The sequence below is a fragment of the Lysobacter sp. GCM10012299 genome (assembly GCF_042649405.1).
Lineage (GTDB): Bacteria > Pseudomonadota > Gammaproteobacteria > Xanthomonadales > Xanthomonadaceae > Lysobacter_J.
Window position 1 is genome coordinate 289,173 of the sequence record NZ_JBHRZC010000003.1, and the last position, 18,074, is coordinate 307,246.

Annotated in this window: 11 protein-coding genes; 1 reads left to right on the top strand and 10 read right to left on the bottom strand. The window is 68.1% G+C overall.

What is annotated here, in order from left to right:
- The first annotated feature begins 150 nt into the window (after positions 1-150).
- Positions 151-1,401: a threonine synthase gene (locus tag ACFOPO_RS09320; RefSeq protein ID WP_386702927.1), complete on the top strand. Its 1,251-nt coding sequence runs from the start codon at positions 151-153 to the stop codon at positions 1,399-1,401.
- Between the two features lie 36 nt (positions 1,402-1,437).
- Here the strand turns inward: ACFOPO_RS09320 and ACFOPO_RS09325 are convergent, their stop codons facing one another.
- From ACFOPO_RS09325 to ACFOPO_RS09370, 10 genes are all read right to left on the bottom strand, one after another.
- Positions 1,438-5,469, bottom strand: coding sequence for an autotransporter outer membrane beta-barrel domain-containing protein (locus tag ACFOPO_RS09325; RefSeq protein WP_386702928.1), 4,032 nt, complete (start codon positions 5,467-5,469; stop codon positions 1,438-1,440).
- Between the two features lie 159 nt (positions 5,470-5,628).
- Positions 5,629-6,318: a phospholipase D-like domain-containing protein gene (locus ACFOPO_RS09330; protein ID WP_386702929.1), complete on the bottom strand. Its 690-nt coding sequence runs from the start codon at positions 6,316-6,318 to the stop codon at positions 5,629-5,631.
- Between the two features lie 10 nt (positions 6,319-6,328).
- Positions 6,329-7,426: a toxic anion resistance protein gene (locus ACFOPO_RS09335; protein ID WP_386702930.1), complete on the bottom strand. Its 1,098-nt coding sequence runs from the start codon at positions 7,424-7,426 to the stop codon at positions 6,329-6,331.
- The gene (locus ACFOPO_RS09340) at positions 7,423-8,139 is read right to left on the bottom strand and encodes a hypothetical protein (protein WP_386702931.1); all 717 of its coding nucleotides are present in this window, start codon (positions 8,137-8,139) and stop codon (positions 7,423-7,425) included. Before ACFOPO_RS09340 ends, ACFOPO_RS09335 begins: the two co-directional genes overlap by 4 nt.
- A 50-nt stretch (positions 8,140-8,189) precedes the next feature.
- Positions 8,190-13,538 carry a DNA repair ATPase gene (locus ACFOPO_RS09345; protein ID WP_386702932.1) on the bottom strand — a complete coding sequence of 1,783 codons (5,349 nt, stop codon included), beginning with the start codon at positions 13,536-13,538 and terminating at the stop codon, positions 8,190-8,192.
- Between the two features lie 122 nt (positions 13,539-13,660).
- On the bottom strand, positions 13,661-13,921 hold the full coding sequence (locus ACFOPO_RS09350; RefSeq protein ID WP_386702933.1) for a hypothetical protein: 261 nt from the start codon (positions 13,919-13,921) through the stop codon (positions 13,661-13,663).
- 48 nt (positions 13,922-13,969) lie between these two features.
- A complete protein-coding gene (locus ACFOPO_RS09355; RefSeq protein ID WP_386702934.1) occupies positions 13,970-15,997 on the bottom strand; it encodes a hypothetical protein in 2,028 nt (675 codons plus the stop codon).
- 30 nt (positions 15,998-16,027) lie between these two features.
- Positions 16,028-16,672 carry a hypothetical protein gene (locus ACFOPO_RS09360; protein ID WP_386702935.1) on the bottom strand — a complete coding sequence of 215 codons (645 nt, stop codon included), beginning with the start codon at positions 16,670-16,672 and terminating at the stop codon, positions 16,028-16,030.
- Positions 16,669-17,439, bottom strand: a complete 771-nt coding sequence (locus ACFOPO_RS09365) for a PspA/IM30 family protein (RefSeq protein ID WP_386702936.1) — start codon at positions 17,437-17,439, stop codon at positions 16,669-16,671. Before ACFOPO_RS09365 ends, ACFOPO_RS09360 begins: the two co-directional genes overlap by 4 nt.
- Entirely contained in the window at positions 17,436-18,074 is a 639-nt protein-coding gene (locus tag ACFOPO_RS09370; protein WP_386702937.1) for a YjfI family protein, read from the bottom strand. The genes ACFOPO_RS09365 and ACFOPO_RS09370 overlap by 4 nt, the downstream gene beginning before the upstream one ends.

Genomic DNA, 18,074 nt, shown 5'->3' on the forward strand with positions numbered 1-18,074 from the left:
TTTCATCAAAGCGTCGTGTCGCTACGGGAAGTGCGAGAGCAGGCATTGGGCGATAAAGCGCTTCTTTGAAGATCGAAGGGTCGGCACCGCGCGTGGTTGCAATCCGGCCTCGAGGCTGCGACAACGACGAATCTCCGATCGGGTCCGCCCATGTCCTACGTCCGCTGCGTTCGCGGTATCGCCTCCGGTGTCGAGTATTCCGCCGATGTACCGATGAACCTCGATCCGGTAGACGGCCGGCCGGTCGAGATGGTGCTCGACCTCGAGCGACTGGCGCGCGAGAAACCGGATGCGGCGTGGTATCGCCCGCAGCGTCGCGACCTGTGGCGTTTCGGCGCGTTGATGGCGCTCGATGCCGACGATCCGGTCGACGCCGCACATCTCGTCCCGCTCGGCGAAGGGGCGACGCCACTGCTCGACTACTCGGCCCATCCGGTCGCGGCAAAGGCCGGCCTTGCGCTCCAGCTCAAGGACGAAGGCAAGGCGCATCCCGGCCACGGCGCGAACCCGACACAGAGCTTCAAGGACCGCGGCATGGCGATGGTCGCCGCCCAGGCGCGACGCCTGGGCCTGACCAGGCTCGCGGTGCCGACGCAGGGCAACGCCGGCGATTCGCTCGTGCGTTACGCGCTCGAAGGCGGACTGAACGTCGTTGTCGCAATGCCGGACGACACGCCGATGCCCATCCTCGGCGGCGTCGCCGCGGCCGCCAAGCGCCATCCCGATCGGGTGATCCTCGAGCTGGTCGGCCCGACCATCCGCGAGGCGGGCGCGTTCCTCAAGGAGCGCTACATCCCGAATGGCTGGTTTTCCGTCGCGACGTTCCAGGAGCCGGGGTGGCGGATCGAGGGGAAGAAGTCGCTCGGCCTCGAACTCGCTGAGCCGGCACCCGGCGAAACACGCTGGTCGTTGCCCGATGCGGTGATCTATCCCACCGGCGGCGGCACCGGCGTGCTGGGCATGTGGAAGGCATGGGACGAGCTCGAGGCACTCGGCATGATCGGTTCGCGCCGCCCGCGCATGCTGTGCGTGCAGAGCGCACGAACTGCCCCGCTCGTGCGTGCGTTCGACGACGGCGCGGCGGACACGACCGTGGTCGAGGCGGGCCAGACCCTCGCCGTGGGTCTTAACGTGCCCGGCGGCGTCGGTCATTTCCGCGTGCTGGACATCATCCGGGCGAGCGGTGGCGCGGCGGTCGCGGTTGACGAAGCCGGGATTGAAACCGAACTCGCAGCGGAGTGGCGCCGCACGCACGACTGGATCTCGCCGGAGGGCGCAGCCTGCCTCGCGGCCCTGCCGCAACTGCTCGACCGCGGCCTGGTCCGGCGCGGCGAGCGCGTGGTCGCGGTCAACACCGGCTCCAGCGAGAAGTACCTGCCGACGCTGCGCCATCTGTTGTGACGGCGCCTGATCGGGAGCTTGTCGATTGCGCGCCCCTTACCAGTTCGCGCGCAGTCCGACCTTGCCCTCCCAGGAGTGGCGATCGTCATCGAAGCCCTGGGAATAACCGGCGTTGCCGTAGAAGAAGACGTTGCGGTCGATCTCGCGGGTCAGGCCCAGCTCGACCTCCCACCAGCTGCCACCGAGGTCGGCGTGGAAGGGGACGAACCCGGCCTGTGACGAGAAGCTGGTGATCGGGTCACCGCGGAATTCGTGCCACACGCTCACCCGGCCCCAGCCAGTACTGAACAAGGGTGCGGTCGTTTCGTCGTGCGACCAGTCGCGCGACAGCCGCGCACTCAGGCGGCCGACCAGCGAGTCGACATCGTCGAACCTGACATCCGCCGCAAGGTCGGAGGTGTCGTTCAGATCGATCCACTGGTAGATCAGCTGGCCCTGCGGCTCGAGCACCCAGTCGTGCTTGTTGCGGAATGGGTAGCCGCCTTCGATCGAGGCCGCCAGCCCCAGGCCATCGGTGCGCATGCGCTTGAAGATGCGCCCGGGCTGCGGATTGGCCGACGCTTCGTACCACGTCGCCTGCAGCACCGAGTCGACGTACCACTGCTTGCGCCCATAGCGCGTCCAGTAGCCACCCAGCGTGTAGCCATCGACACGTTCGTCGCCGGCACGGCGGCCGTCGAAATGCTCGACCTCGGTTTCGGCGTAGCCCACTGCACCGTAGAGACCGGCGTGGTCGCGGTGCTCGTCGGGTTCCTCGTGGCGGTACAGGTCGTAGCCGATCTGCACGGCGCCGGTGACGAAGTCATAGCTCGGGCCACGGCCGAAGATGCCATTGGCGGCGCCGTCACGGTCGCCGTTGACGTAGATCAACCGGCCCCACATGCCATCGGCGGTGCTGCGGTCCTCGTCGAGGTCGCTCCGGGCCCACAGCAGTTCCTGTTCGCCGACGCGTTCGTGCAGCGTGTCGAGCAGCGCGCGGCCGTAATTCAATGCCGTCGGTGCTAGCGCGGCATACAGGGATACCTCGGCGCGGATGTTGGGGATCGGAGGTGTTGGCGGCGTCGGCGGGGGATCCGGAGGCGGAACCGGGGGCGGAGGCGGAGGCGGGGGCGGGGGCGGGGGCGGAGGAGGAGGAGGCGGCGGCGGCGGTGCCGGGCACGGCGGCGATGGCGCATTCGCCGCGGAGCAGTCGATCGTCGACCGCAGGAACCAGCTTTGCGGCCCACTGGCATCGCGGCTGCTGCGCTGCAGTGTGTATTCGTACGGCCCGGCGAACACCGGGGCCGCCAGCGCGAATGCCGTCGGCGTGGTCGACGCGCCGTTGATCGCATCGACCACGAGGATGCCGTTGGCGACTGTGACCGCGCCGGCGCCACCGGCCTGCTTGATCTGCAGATGGCTGGAACCGGATGCACTGCCGCCATCGACGACCAGCAGGTCCGACGGTGAACTGTCGTCGCCGAGCACGGTGTTCAACGCAATGGTGCCGTCGCCGCTGTAGTTGACCACGGTGAGGGTCTTGAACGCCCCGCCGACCGGCGCGGAAAAATCGATCAGGCTCGGATCGTTGACCAGGTTGGTGAGATTGGAACTGCCGGTCATGTTCCAGGTCGCGTCGACCAGGGTGAGGTTGGACACGCTGCCCGCCGCGGTGAAGGCCGAACCGGTCATGGTCGATCGGGTCGCCGTGATGTTTGCCAGCCCGGGCGTGACGGCGTACGGCGGTGCGTCCAATGGCGGCTGCCCGGCGACGGGCGGGTTGCCTTCGTCGTCGGGAAAGTCGCCCGGGCCCGACACGGGCGGATCCGACGTGACGGGTGGAGGGAAGTCGTCGATGGTGCCAACGCGAAGCCATTCGTCCGATCCGTCGACGGTGGAGTCGGTGAGCGCGATGACACCGTTTCCGGCGACACCGACATTCGGCCCGTTGACGTTGGCCAGAGTGCTGTTGGTGAAAGTCGCGTTGGAGACAGCATCCGGCTCGCCCAGGACGAACAGTGACATGGACGCGGCGCCCGCGGCGGCCACGTCCGCATCGGTACCGATGATGCGTCCGCCGATCGCCGCGACTGCGCCGTGCGCCGCCGTGCCACTGGTGCGGACCGAGGTCTGGTTCATCGTCACCGATGTCGGCGCGTCCTTCGACAGCGCGCCATGCGCGGACTCGCCTTCGGTGACGACGGTGCTGCGATTGGCGACGACGACCGCCTCGCCGCGGCCGGTCGGCGTCGAGCCGTAGTTGGCCAGCAACGCGCGCAGGCCCTGCGCGCCCGTGCCGTGGGTGGTGATCGCCGAGTCGTTGAGCGTGACGGTGGCGACAGGGCCAGGCAGGTCGTTGCGCGCCTGCGCCACTGCACCGTGGCCGTTGACGCCGAAGGTCTCGATCGTCGTGTTGTCGCCGGTCAGGCTGGCGACGAACTGGCTGCCCTGCTGTTCGACGATGGAGATCGCACCGATGCCGCGCTCCCCTTCCGTGGTGATGCGCACGTTGGCGATGCTGGTGGTGCCGCCGTCGTCGGCCCAGGCGCCAATGGCGATGAAACCGCGGGTGTGGGCGATCGTGCCGTCGGCATTGAGCACGGCGCCTGGATTGCGTGCCCCCATCGCGTGCGGGTAGGCCGCCTGCGCCACTGAGTTGCCGCTGGTATCGATCGTGCCGCGGATCAGCGTCACCACGCTGTTGCCGTCCGACAGGGCCCCCATCGCGTTGTTGTCGCCGGTGGTGACGATGGTGAGGTCGGTGCCGGTGATCGTCGAGCTTCCGGCCTGGAGCGCCGCCGAGTATGCGCCGGCGGTAGTGATCGAAGTACTGGACACGTCGATGTCGGCACCGGTCAGCGCGCGGATGCCGTACGACGTCTGCTGCGCGGTGTTGACCTGGCTGCCGGTCATCACCAGCCTGGAGCCGGCACCTTCCACCTGCACCGCCGGCGCCCACGGCCCAGTGGTAAGGCCCGCATTGACCACACTGCTGTTGCTGATGGTGGCCGCGCCGCCGTTCTTGATGAGCACGCCCATCGCGCGCCCGGCTTCCACGCGGATGGCGGTGTCGGACACGGTCGCGGTCGACCCGGCGTCTTCGACCTGCAGGCCGTTGCCCCACAGCCCGGTCGCGGTCACCGAGCTGCCGGTGCCGCTCATGTTCAAGGTGCCGCCGGTCAGCACGCGGATGCCGGACGACGATACAAGCGCGCTGCCCGCACCGGTGCTGGACAGCTGGCTGCCGATGAGCGTGAGGGTGCCACCGGCTTCCGCCCTGGCGGCATTGGCAAGCGTTCCCGACGTGCTGGCCGTGACCTGGTTGGTATTGACCTGGCTGCCGCTGCCGATGGCCACCAGGGCATGGCTGCCGGTACTGGACGCGACCACCTGCGCGCCTGCGGAGGTGATCTGCGTCCCGTGGCTGAGGTCGACCTTGCCACCGTCCTGCGCCAGCACGGCGAATGCACCGCGCGACGACGTGTCGATGCTGCCGCCGGAGACCGAGACCAGGCTGCCCGGGCCGAGCGCCTGCACGCCGTAGTTGCCGGTGCCGTTGGCGCCGCCGCGCACGGTCACGCGGGTGGTGCCCAATGCGATGACGCTGCCGGCTTCGGCGCTGACACCGCGCAGGTTGGTGGTCGTGCCCGATGCCGGTGCCAGCGATATGTCCGAACTCGCGGCTTCGATGAGGCCGCCGGCGCCGGTTGCGCGCAGGCCAAACTGTCCATTGGCGGCGGCGCCGACCGACGTCGTGGCCACCGTGCTGCGGCGGAAAAAAATGTCGGCGCCCAGCTGCGAGAAGATCGCCGTGGTCCCCGCCGCGCCCAGGCGCACGTTGACGTCGTCGGCCGTGACCTGGCCCGTCGGGCCGCTGGCACTTACGCCGGTGCTGTTCGCCGTGGCGACCGTGATGGTGGTGCCGCCGACGACCACGCAGGTGGTGCCGGCGACCACGACCGGTGTAGGGCAGGTCTGCGCATGGACTGGCGACAGCAGCGCCGAGGCGATGCCGAGGGCAAGCGGGAGTCGACGCAGGCAGGGCCTGCCACGTGCGCCGTTCGGATCGTGCCGGCTCGGACCCAACATTGCCACGCTCCTTTATGCGTGGACACCGGCTGACGAAAACTTTCCTGGTTGCCGGCGTCGGCGCGTCCACGGGACGCGAGCAGGCCGAAGTGGTAACGCAATGCGGGTGAACGCTGCGTGGTGCCTCGCGCCAGCCCGCGAGGAAGGCCTCGCGGGTGCTTACAGTGTTCCGAAACGGCCCCACAGCTCCTCGAACTGCCCGCCGAAGCACCGCACCAGATAACCGTCACGACTCACCACCAGGTTCTCCTGGTTCGACGAGCTCGCGCTCCGCGTCCAGTTGAAGCTGCCGTTGGCCAGCTGCTCGCCGTCAAACAGCGCGAACTTGTGGTGCATGTGGAACGGCGTGTCGTCGATGCGTACCTCGATGCCGGCGGCGGCCAGCTGCGGTACGTCGCTGCCGGTGTCGAAGCGCTTGTCGTTGTCGCTGATGATCCGCACCTTCACGCCGCGACGGTGGGCATCGAGCAGTTCGTCGGTGAGGCGGTCGTCGGCAATGGTGTAGACGCACACGTCGATCGCGCGCCTGCTGCCCCGGCACAGCTCGCGCAACTTGCGCAGGCAGCTGTCGCCCGGTGTGAAGAACGCGGTGGTACCGGCGGCCGCGGCGACGAAGGACAGGTCCAGTGTCTTGACGACCTGTTCCAGCCAGCGCAGCGTGTCGAGCACCTTGGCCGGGTCGGCCTGCATCATCTCGCGCGCCATGTCGAAGGCGCGGTTGCGCAGGTAGCGGATGCGCTCGGCGTCGATGCGCGCGCCCAGCTCGCGCAGTTCGAAGCGCTCCTCGTTGTCCAGGTTGAGATCAGTCGCGTAGTCGCGCAGGGTCCGGTCGAGCTGTGTGAAGTCCATGGCGGTCCCGTCAGCGCGTTTCGACGGTCGGCGCAGCCAGGCGCTTGTGCACGTCGTCGCGCATCCTGGCCAGCTCGACTTCGGCCTGGCGCCGCTTCTCGATGCCCTCGCGGTGGATGGCGCGCACGTCCTCGACGGTCTGGATCAGGCGGTCATGGACGAACTGCAGCGTCTCCACGTCGATCACGCCACGCTGGTTGGCCTTGGCCGTCGCCACCGAGTTCTGGTGCAGCAGGTCGGCGTTGCTGCGCAGCATCTCGTTGGTGGCGTCGTCGATGGCGGTGGCCAGCTCGACCGCGCCCTTCTGTTCCTGCAGCGACAGCTGGATGGCGAAGCTGCGCTTCCAGGCCGGGATGGTGATGTCGCGGACCGCGGTGAACTTCTCGATCAGCTGGATGGCGTTGGCCTGGATGATGCGGATCATCGGCAACGTCTGGTCGGCCGAGTGCTGCAGCAGGCCGAGGTCGCCGACGCGCTTGTCGAGCAGGCGGGTGGCGGTATCGAGCTCGGCGCGGCGCGTGCGCGACTGCGGGTCCTCGGCGCCTTCCAGGCCACGGCGCTCCCGTTCCAGTTCGGCCAGTCGCAGCTTGCCGGCGGCCACGTGCAGGGCCAGTTCATGGCGCTCTTCGCGGACGATCTCGTGCATGCGGTCGAAGTCGCGGACCCGCGCGGCAAGGTCGTCCTGCTGGCGCGAGACATCGCCCATCAGCTGTTCGATCTGCTGGTTGGTGTTGCTGAACTTCTGCACCAGCTCGCCCTTGGACGAGCGCAGGCGATCGATCAGCGGGCCGACGAAGGGCAGCTTCGAGCGCCGGCCCAGCTTCTGCAGGTTCAACGTGCGGGCGATGCGCACCACTTCGCCGAGCTTGCTGCCGGTCGCGTCGAGGTCGCGGTTGCGGACCTGATCGAGCAACTGGCTGGAGAACTGCGTGGTCCGCGTCGCCGCCTCGCGACCGAAGCCCTGCAGGTCGGCCGGCGCGACGTTCTGCAACGACTTGCCGATCTCGGCGATGCGGCCATGGTCGGCCGATGTCAGGCCCAGGGCCAGCAGCGCGGCCTCGTCGGGCATGGTCTCGGAGGTCACGACATCCGTGGCGGACGTGTTCATGGCAAAGGCTCCTTGGGTGAGGCGTTGACTTTGGTTTGCGGCGACGGAAGAACGGCGGTGGAGTCGTGCAGTGATGCCAGCCCGATGCGCAGTTCGCGCTGCAACTGGCTGAAACGATCGGGCCGAATGTCGGTGCGCAGCTGCTTGCCGGTCGCGTTGGCTGCCGCGTGCTGCCGCCAAAGCGGCACTAGCACGTCGCGCACCTGCTCGTGGCGCTCCATCAGGCGGCGGGCGTGGCCGCGGACCATCGCGACGTGTGCGAGCGTTGCCGTCCACGAGGCGGCGATCAGGTCCAGATGAACCAGCCGGCGCGCCGACACGTCATCCGAGGGCCCGGAAGCTCGGGTATCGCTGACGGTCGCATCCAGCAGTCCGAGCTGGCGCTGCAGGCCGTCGGCCGCGGCCTGCAGTTTCACCAGTTGTGCAGACAGCTCGTCTGCAAGCGACTTTGCGGACGACAGTGCAACCCGCACCCGCTGCTCGACCGGATCGACCTGCGCCTGGGCGACGATATCGCGACCCATCAGGCGCCCGAACCAGCCGACGCGCCGCCGCGCACGGACCGGATCGGAGCTGTCCAGTGCCGCCACGGCGGCATCGAGCTGCTCCAGCAGGGGCACGGTTGGCAGGCCCTGGATCAAGGCGGTGATCGCGTCGAGGTCCGCCTGCGCGACGAGTGCGGCGCCAAGGCCGCCATCGGCGGTCTCGCGCACGCCCGGGCCGGAAGCACCCTGGCTGGCATCACTGTCGGGCCGGGGTAACGTCATCGCGGCGGCCAGATGTCCTTGCCGTTGTCGCCGAGGTTCTGCAGCGCTTCGTCGAGCGGCTTCTCGACCGGCGTCGGCCGATGCTGCCTGCGACTGGCCGTGGCCGGCTTCGTCCGCGTCACGATGTCTTCGCGGAAAGCATTTGCCAGGTGCAGCACCGCGGCGTTGATCTTCTCCTGCTGGTCGTGGCTGGCGCGGATCGCCTCCAGCAACGGCGCGATCGCCTCGTGCATCGCCGACGGCAGTGCGTCGGGCAGCGACGTCGGCTGCGGCTGGACAGCCGGTTCCCGGCGCTGCTCGGCCACGCGCTGCAGCAATGCGAGCACTTCGTGCCACGGTGCCGGCTCGGCTGCCGGCGCCGGCAACGGCGCGACCGCGCTGGACGTTGCATGCTCCATCGCCTGCCCCATCTCCTGCAGGCCACCGGCAATGTCGGCCAGCTGCGCGACCACGCGGCCACCGACGTCGGCGTCGTCGGCCCCCATCGCCTTGTTGCGCAGGAAGTCGCGCTTGATCTGCGCCCAGCGTGCGCTGTCGTCGGCGCTCATCGCACCACGCAGCTCCGCCAGGCGCAGCAGGTTCTCCTCCGCACCGGTGGTCAGCAACTGCGCTTCGCCCAGGTAGTGGTCGCCGATGAGTTGTTGCACCTCGGCTTCGTTCATCACCGGCGAGATCTTCTCGGCCAGCTTGTTCATGTTGCGATAGCTGCCCTGCAGCTTGAACGGCGGCTCGGTGCGGTACTTGTCGGCCTGCGCGGCGCTGGCGATGTACTGCTGGTTGACGCGATACACCACGTCGCGGACCTGCATCAGCCGCTGCAACGTGCCGACGATCTCGTTGACCTCCGCGCCGCTGTAGGCATGCGACAGGCCATTGAGCGAGACCTCCTTGCCGCGCGCCTTATCGGCCAGCAGGTAAAGATCGGCCATCTCGCGCGTCGCCAGCGGCGCCAGCACCGGGTTGGAGGTCAGGCTGTTCTCGATATAGCTCAGCGTGAACGAGTCCTCCATGCCGCCCAGGACGTCGCCGAGGTTGTAGATGTCGGCGCGGTTGGCCAGCATGTCCGGGATCTTGAACACCTCGCCGGACTCCGTGTACGGGTTGCCGGCCATGACCACGCAGAACTTCTTGCCACGCAGGTCGTAGGTCTTGGCCTGGCCCTTCCACACGCCCTCGATGCGGCGCGTGCCGTCGCACAGCGAGATGAACTTCTGCAGGAACTCCGGATGCGTGTGCTGGATGTCATCGACATACAGCATCACGTTGTTGCCCATCTCCAGCGCGAGGTTGAGCTTCTCGAGTTCCTGGCGCGAGGTCGCGTCCGGTGCCTGCGCCGGGTCGATGCTGCGCACCTCGTGGCCGAGCGCCGGGCCGTTGATCTTCATGAAGATCAGGCCGAGGCGGTGGGCGACATACTCCATCAACGTCGTCTTACCGTAGCCCGGCGGCGAGATCATCATCAGCAGGCCCATCAGGTCGCTGCGCTTGTTCTCGCCGACGGTGCCCATCTGCTTGGCAAGGTTGTCGCCGATGACGGGCAGGTAGACGTCGTTGATGAGCCGGTTGCGCACGAACGAGGTCAGCGGGCGTGGCTGGAACTCGCCCAGCCGCAGCGCCTCGCGTTCGCGCGCCACGATCTCCTGGCGCAGCGCCTGGTAGCGGCGGAAACGCGGCAGCACGTCGCGATGGTGTCCGCGCAGGCGCGCCATCAGGTCGTCGATGGCCAGCGTCATGCGGCCACCGGCAATGCGGGCGTGCTCGCCGAGCAGGCCCTCGACCGTCGCGTGCAGCACGGCATCGCTGTCGCGTCGTTGCAGCTGACCTTCGGTGGCGAGGAACGCCGCGGCTTCGGCGGCATAGCCGGCCAGCGGCGCGAAGGCGGGATCGGTGCACAGGCCTTCCAGCCAATGCATCGCGTGCAGCCAGCGCACGGGCGGGCGGTCCTTGAGCTGGGCCATCGAACGCTTGAAGGCGTCCTGCGTGCCGGCCGCCTTGATGCGGCCTTCCAGCGCCACCAGCAACTCGCGGCCATGGCGCGACAGCACCAGCCCGGTGTCGGCGCCGGCCAGTTCGTCCATCAGGTAACCGGCGGCTTCGGGCACGCGCGCGGCATCGATCGCCAGCGCTGTCTGCTGGAGGTACGCGGCGATCTCGCCGGCGATCTCCGCCTGCAGCGCATCCAGCCCGGTGCGGGTGCCGAACATGGCGGCGATTGCCTGGGCGCTGGCAATGCGCTGCGGCCACTCACCCGGGGCTGCGTCCTTGCCGTGTGCAGCCCAGAACATCGCCGCCAGCGCGCGCGGCAGCGGCGCATGCACAAGCGTGCCGGCAGCGGCGCGCTGGGTGAGCATCATCCGCAGGATCAGCGCGGCGTCGTGGTCGTGGATGCCGCGCTCGTAACCATCGCGGTAGCGCGGCGCGGCGAAGTCGCGCACGGTCCGCGTGAGCGCTTCGATGTCGCCAGGCTGACGCTGGAGCGATTCGAGCGACAGGCCTTCGCGACCGGCGTCGGCGGCCTCGAGCACCTGTCCGGCGAGATACTCGCCGCGGTACAGCTCGGTCGACTCCGACTCCAGGCCGGTGTTCCAGAATTCGCGGAACGAGTTCAGTTCCTCGCTGCGCAACGGCTCGATGAAGTCGGTGCCGGTCAGGTGCAGCGCAAGTTCGTCGCCGCGCGGCAGCAGGGTCAGGTCGAGCGACTGGCTGTTGACGCTGAAGCGGTGGCGGCCGAGCTTGATGACATTGCCGCCCTCCTCGAACAGGTCGCTGCGGTCGCGCAGCGCGCGCACGGCCTGGTCGCGCGCGGCCTTCAGGCGCGCTTCGACGTCGTCGGCCTTGACGCTGTCCTTGTAGCCGCGCAGGCGGTCAGCCAGTTCGCGAATCTTGAGGATCAGCGGATCGCCGGCGAAGAAGGCATTGAGCTGGTCTGCGCTGGTGAACTTCTCCGCGCGCCGGCCCAGGCCTTCGAGGATGCGGTTGGCCGCATCGAGCACCGACTGCGCCTTGCGCTGGCGGTCGTCGAGCAGCGCCTGCTTGTGCGCCTCGAAGGTTTCCAGCAGTTCCTCGCGCTTGGCGAGGATGTCGCCGAGGAACTGCTCGTGCTCGCCGAACTGGCTCTCCAGTTCCTCGAGCTGGACCATCAGGCGCGATAGCTGCTCGTCGGCCTTCTCCGGGTCGCCGGCCAGGCCCAGGGCACTGGTGATCGACTGGCCGAACAAGGTGAACTGCGCGCCGAACTGGGCCACCGCCTCGGCCGAGCCGAGCGTCTTGCGGCGCTGCTCTGTGCGCGCGCGGGCCTGGTTGAGGCGCGCGTAGATGGTCGAGATCGACTCGACGACGCGCGTGCGCTGGCTGGCGTCGTCGACCTTCAGGCCCGCCATCAGCTCCGACAGCATGTCCAGGTCGGCGGAGATCGCCTGCAGCGCCTGCAACTGCGTCGCCAGCTCCCGCGCGGTGGCGGACTTCTGCGCGGCCGCATCGAGCTCGGCCACGCGCGCCGCATAAGGCTGCAGCGACTTGTCGCTGCCGAGGAAGCTGCCGGTCGCGGCACCGATGCGTTCGTGCGCGGCCTGCAGCTCCACGCCCATCGCGTCGATGGCGACGGTGTCGATGTAGCGATTCTCGCGGATGGTCAGCAGGTGACCGCGCAGGCGGCCGATTTCGCCGAGTGCATCGACGAACTCCTGCACCTGCGTCCAGTTCTCGGGCAACAGCCGCGCGAGCAACGTCTTGTGCTCGGCGCGCGCCTTGGCCATCGCTGCATCGGACTGGCGACGGATGCTCTCGACCTTCTCGAACTCGCCGAGCACCGATTCGCCGGTGGCGGTGATCTCGCGCAGCAGGCTGGCCACGCCGTCGCAGTTGCCGTCGTCGAGCCAGTGGTGGGCGTCGAACAGGCGTCGGGCGTTGTGGGTCAGCAGCTGGTAGCGCTGCACCGACACTTCCTGGCTTTCGATTTCACGGCCGAGGTGGAATAGGCTGGAGATGCCGCGGACGAGCTCGGCATTGCCGATCCGGCCCATGAAGCTGGTGCCCGGCGGTCGCTGCGCGGCGAACTCCTCGCTGAAGAAGGGCGTGCGCCAGACCTGCATCGGGTGGATGCGGGTGGCACCGTCACCCTCGGCGTTGAACAGCACCATCCTGCCATCGGGCAGCACGGCGTGGCCGTGGCCGAACAGCGGGTTCTGCAGCTTGCGCAGGATCATGTTGTAGACGAACAGCGCCGAGCGACCCTGTTCGTGCTCGTAGAACGCGTACATCACGTCTTCGCCGTTGGGCGAACGGATGGCGCGCTGGAACTGCATGCCGTCCATGCTGGCGTCGAACGACTTGTGCTCGCCGCTCTGCAGGTAGTAGCCGCCCGGGAAGATGATTCCGTGGTCCTCGGGCAGCTGGACGCAGGCCTGGACGATGGCGTCGTTGCGGATGACCTTGCCGGTGAGGGTGTTGTAGACCAGGCCGCGCCAGGTGGTCTCTCGGTACGGCAGCACCTTGAGCAGGATCAGCGAGCCGACCCGTGCGAAATCGAACGTGGCGTCGTCGAGCGACTGGGTCTTGTCGTCGACCGGCTCGGAATAGATCCCCTGCCCGGTCTCGGTGTTGTTCTCGACCTTGAGCGTGAGGTCGCCGCCGGTGGTCTCGACGAAGAGCGTGTCGAGGATGTTGAGGTGAACGAAGCGGCCGTTGACCGTGTGTTCGCGCGTGGCGCGGGTCCACTCGAAGTCGAACGGCGGCGGCAGCACCAGGTCGCGCTCGCCACGCGCGTCGATGTAGGTCAGCTCGCCCTGGTTGGAGATCGCCCAGCGGAACACGCGCACGTCGGTGCTGCGCTCGCCGATCTGGAACGAGGCCAGCAGCTTGCTGCCTGCCACGTCCAGCTGCAGCAGGCGCGCATTCTTGTAATAGGCGTAGAGCTCGTTGAAGTCGCGCACGAACGCGGCATCGCCGAGGAAGCTGCTGGCGTGCTCGACCGCGACGACATCGAAGCCGTCCGCGCCCTCGACCAGCCGGTACAGCCCGAACACGTCCTCGACCCGGGTCGTGGTCTTGAGGCCGATGAAGACGTTGTAACCGAACAGCAGCTGGTCGCCGACCGGCACGATGTCGCGGCCGATGCAGTTGTTCTCGGTGCGGATGCGCAGGCGGCCGATCACTTCCAGCGCGCTGTCGCCGAACTCCTGCAGGCGACGGCGGTTGAGTCCGTCGGCGGTCTGCCGCAGGCGTTCGCCCTGTTCGGCGAGGCGGCGGCTGAGCACCTCGTAGGCGCCACCCTGGGCGACGGCCGCGTCGACCTGGCCGGCTTCGCCGGCGGTGCCTTCCTGATTGGCTGTGATGGCCTGCGACATCGTTCTACCTCGCCCGATCCGGGGCGCCTGGAGGGTGACTGCGTGGGTTCAACGCGTGACTCAAACCGCACCGCCGCTCCGGCCGGACACCTGCATGCGCAGGCGCCGGCCGTTGCAGGCGATCAGGCCGTTTCGGGCATCTTGATGCCGTACTTGCTGGCGATTCCGGCCAGCTGCGCCTTCATCGCGGCATCGATCTCGTCCGGACGGATGCGGGCAATGATGTTGCCCAGCACGCGCAGTTCGTTGGGATCGGTCACGCCGTCGCGCTCGGCGATGGCGATGATCTTGGCCAGCTCGGTCGCATCCAGGCGGCCGTCGTTGCCGAAGCACTGCACGGACTGGAAGGCCATCTCGAGGAAGTCGCGGTTTTCTTTGCTCATGTCTCGGGTCTCGTTCGGTAAGGGTGGTGTGTCAGGCTGCGGCCGGCGTCAGGCGCCGACCGGCTCGTGCTTGTTCTTGTCGGCTGCGTTGATCGGCACGACCGCGGCGGCCGAGTCGATCACGCGCTCGCGCGGGTCGGGCCTGGCCACGCCGAGAAAGCGCTCCATCAGGTCCTGCACGATCGGGCTCTTGCCGGCGAAGCCTTCGATCGACTTGCCCAGCGACAGCGCCTTGGAGAAGCTCTCGAACAATCCGCCGTCGCCACCGACCAGGTCGATGTTGGCGTTGCGCAGTGCCGAAGCGATGACTTCCGCGTTCTCCTTCGACACCTCGCGCCCGGCCTCGATCGCGGCCATGGCCTGTTCGAGGTGGGTTTCCAGGGTCATGCGGAACTCTTCGTGGCTGCGCGCGGTGTCGCTGAGCGAGTCGATCGCCTCGAACTTCGCGGTCAGGCCTTCGGCCTCTGCGGTGAGCTTCTTGACCGTGACGTTGGCTTTGGCAATGCCGACCGATTCCACCGCCGTCGCTTTGGCGCGGCCCATCTTCTCCTCGCCGTCGGCCTGCGCGGCCAGGTTTTCGGCCAGGACGCGGGCGTCGCTGCTGCCCTGCTTGTAGCTGGCTTCGGCCTTGGCCTCGATCACGCGTGCCTCGGCGATGCCGACCTTCTCGATGGCCACCGCGGTGGCTTCGCGCACCTGGTTCTCGGCCAGGCCCGGCGCGGCGGTCTCCGCCTTCACGCCTTCGGCGATCAGCTTCTTGGCCTCTGCATCCTTCGACGCGGCTTCCAGCTCGGCCTGCGCCAGGGTCGTGATCTCCACGGCCTTGTGCTTGGCCGCGGTCTCGGAGGCCTCGGCTTCCTTGACGGTGCGCACCAGGTTTTCCTGCGCCTCGGCTTCGGCAGCGATCACCTTGGCCTGGCGGTCGCGCTCGGCCAGCGAGACCACGCGCACTTCCTTGATGCGCTCTTCTTCCTGCGCCACGGTCTTGTCGATGGCGATGCGCTCACGGGTGATGTTGGCGACGTCCATCTTGCCGGTCTCGACGACCTTGTCGCGCTCCACGCCCTGCAACTGCACTTCGCGATCGGTGGTGACCTGCTCGAGCTTGCGCGCGCGCTCGACGCGCTCGGCCTCGATGGCGACGGCGCGCTGGCGGTTCTGCTCGGCCACTTCGACTTCGCGCTGGCGGTTCTGGTCGCGGATCTGGATCTGCTCGTCCGACTGCAGGCGGGCCTGCTCGGAGATCAGGCGCTGCTCTTCCTTCACGCGCAGCGTCTCGGCTTCCTCGCGGGCGCGGATCGTCTCGACCTCGCGCTGCTGGCGGGCCTCGGCCTCGGCCTGCTGGCGCTCCAGCGCCAGGGTGGCTTCGCGCGCTTCCACATTCTTCTTGGTGATGGCGAGCTTCTCGTTCTGCTCGAGCTCGTTGGTGATCACGTTCTGCGTCGCGGTCAGCTCGGTGATCTTGCGGATGCCCTCGGCGTCGAGGATGTTGTTCTGGTCGAGCAGGTTCTTCGGCGTCTGCTCGAGGTAGTCGATCGCCACGTCCTCGAGCACGTAGCCATTGAGGTCGTTGCCGATGATCTTGATGATCTCGTCGCGGAACTCCTGGCGCTGCTCGAACAGCTCGGTGAACTGGAACTTCTTGCCCACCGTCTTCAGCGCCTCGGAGAACTTGGCGTTGAACAGTTCATCGACGGCGTTCTTGTCCGAGGCGCGGTCGGCGCCGATCGCCTTGGCCACGCGCAGCACGTCGGCCTGGGTCTCGTTGACGCGCAGGTAGAAGGCCACGGTGATGTCGGCACGCATGTTGTCGCGGCAGATCAGGCCTTCCTTGCCGCGGCGGTCGATCTGCAGGGTGATCAGGCTGATGCGCATGTACTCGGCGCGGTACAGCACCGGGATGATCAGGCCGCCGGTGAAGCGCACCTTGGGCATCGAGCTCATGTCGTTGACGATCAGGGCGGTGCCCTGGTCGACCTTGATGTAGAAGGCCTTGAAGAGGCCGAAGATGCCAAGCATCACGACCAGCAAGATGCCAGCCCCGACCAGGAACGGGAGGACCAGGGACACGCTCATTTGCAACTTCTCCTTGTTGGATCCGTATCTCTACAGGGTGTTGAACTGTTGTTCGGAAATCACGCGATAGGCATGTTGCGCATCGAGGTACTCGATGAGCACGACCCGGTCACCGCGCTTGAAACGGCCGGATTCGTGATGGCGGACCTGCAGCACCAGCCCGGCGCCGCCGTCGTCGACCGTCGCCTGGCCATAGCCGGCGTCGACGGAGGGCGTGCTGACGGTCGCGGTGCGGCCGAGGATCGAAGGGTCGGCCGGCGGCCGCAGCTTCAGCAGCAGCCGGCTCAGTGGGCGCAGCAGCAGCGAGGTCGCGAACAGGCCGGGCACCAGCATGGCCACCGCCACGGCGATGCCGACCACGATCCGCAATGCCCCTGGCAAGTGCTGCAGCAACAGCAGCTGCACGAAATAAGTGCCGAGCCAGCCGATGAAGCTGAGCACGGTGGCCACCAGCATCACCGGTACGCCGGCCAGGCCGAGCTTGGCCAGCATCGCGGCGACTCCGGCCGCTTCGCCGTCGCCGTCGCCATCGCCATCGCCGCCCAGCAGGGCGTCGGGTCCGTCGGCATCGACCAGCCCCGTGGCGGCCAGCGCCCAGTACGCCACGCACACGGCGAGGACGATGCTGTACACCAGCGTCGGGAAGGTCAGGCAGGTCTGCAGGAAGGCATTCATCGCTTGCCCTTGGTGGTGTCGTCGGCGCCGCGGCCACGTCGACCGCCGCTGCGCGTGGGAGGTGCAGGCCCGGCCATTCCGGGCTCCGACAGGCGTTGGCCGATGCGGTCGAGCACGAGCTGCGTTCGTGCATCGCGCTCGTTGATGCCGGCCGCTTCAAGCTTGGCGTCCAGTTCCGGATTGGCGGCGACCGCTTCGTTGCGCCCGCCGTCCTGCGCCGCCGCGCCTGCGCCCTGGTGGCGGGCACGCAGCAGCGATTCGATCGCCGTCTGGGGCAGCGTCGTGGCACCGGCCTGGCGTCCGGCCACGGTTTCCTGTGCGCGCTGCAGGGTTTCGGCCGCGCGCAATGCATCGAGCTGGTGCTGCAGGCGTCGCAGGCTGCTTTCGCCCTGGTCGATCAGGTGGCGCATCTGCGCCATCCACTCGTCCAGCCGGGCGACGAAGGCGTGCTCTTCGTCGCGCGCTTCTTCCAGTTGCACGACGGCCGCCGCGACTTCGCGGGCCAGTGCGACCTTGCCCGCCTGCAACGCGGCCAGTGCCTGTGCTTCGCGCTGGGTGATCGCGAGCGTGGTGCTGTCGATGCGCTCCTGCGCGGTCAGGCGCTTGGCCTGGAAGCCGGCGAGGTTGGCGCGCCACTCGTGCAGGTGCGCGTCGGTGTCGCGGATCTCCTCGTCGAGGTCGCGCTGGGCCTGGTGGCCGGCGATGGTCTCGCCAAGCTCGGCCAGTTGCTCGCGGACCTGGCCGAAGATGCGCGTGAACGCCTTCATCGAGGCACCTGCGCGGCGAATGCGGACGGGCGCAGGTACGGCCGGTAAGCCTCGGCGGCGCTGAGCACGTTCTCGGCCAGCGTCTCGATCTCGAACAGCACGTTGGCCAGGCTCGAATGCGTGTCGAGCAGGCCGAACATGATGTAGCAGGCGACGCCGCCGATGACTTCGATGCCCATCGTCGACAGCGGCAGCACCTTGTGCGTGCGCAGTACGTGCAGGTTGAAGGTGGCCGGGTCGATGACGTCCTCGACCGGCCACATCAGCGACTCGACGATGATCTGCTCGCCGCTGACGGCGATGAACACCGGCAGGTCGCCGTGGTCGTGCATCACCAGGTGCAGGCTGGGCTCGGTGCCCTCCACGACTTCCAGGCCGACGCTGCCCGACTGCACCGGGGCGGTCTCGGCCAGGGCCGTATGCAGCGAGCGCACGGTCCAGCCGCTGGTTTCGCCGCTGTCGCTGCGGACCCCCATCGCCTCCGGCGTCTTGCGCAGGCGGCGCTCGACGGCGGCCAGCTCCTGGGCGTGCTCGGGCAGGATCCAGACGTCCTTTTTTACATAGCCCTCGCCCCGCATCCGCTCGCGGAATTCGCGGACGTACTCAGTCGACGACTTGGGACGCGGAGCTTTCAT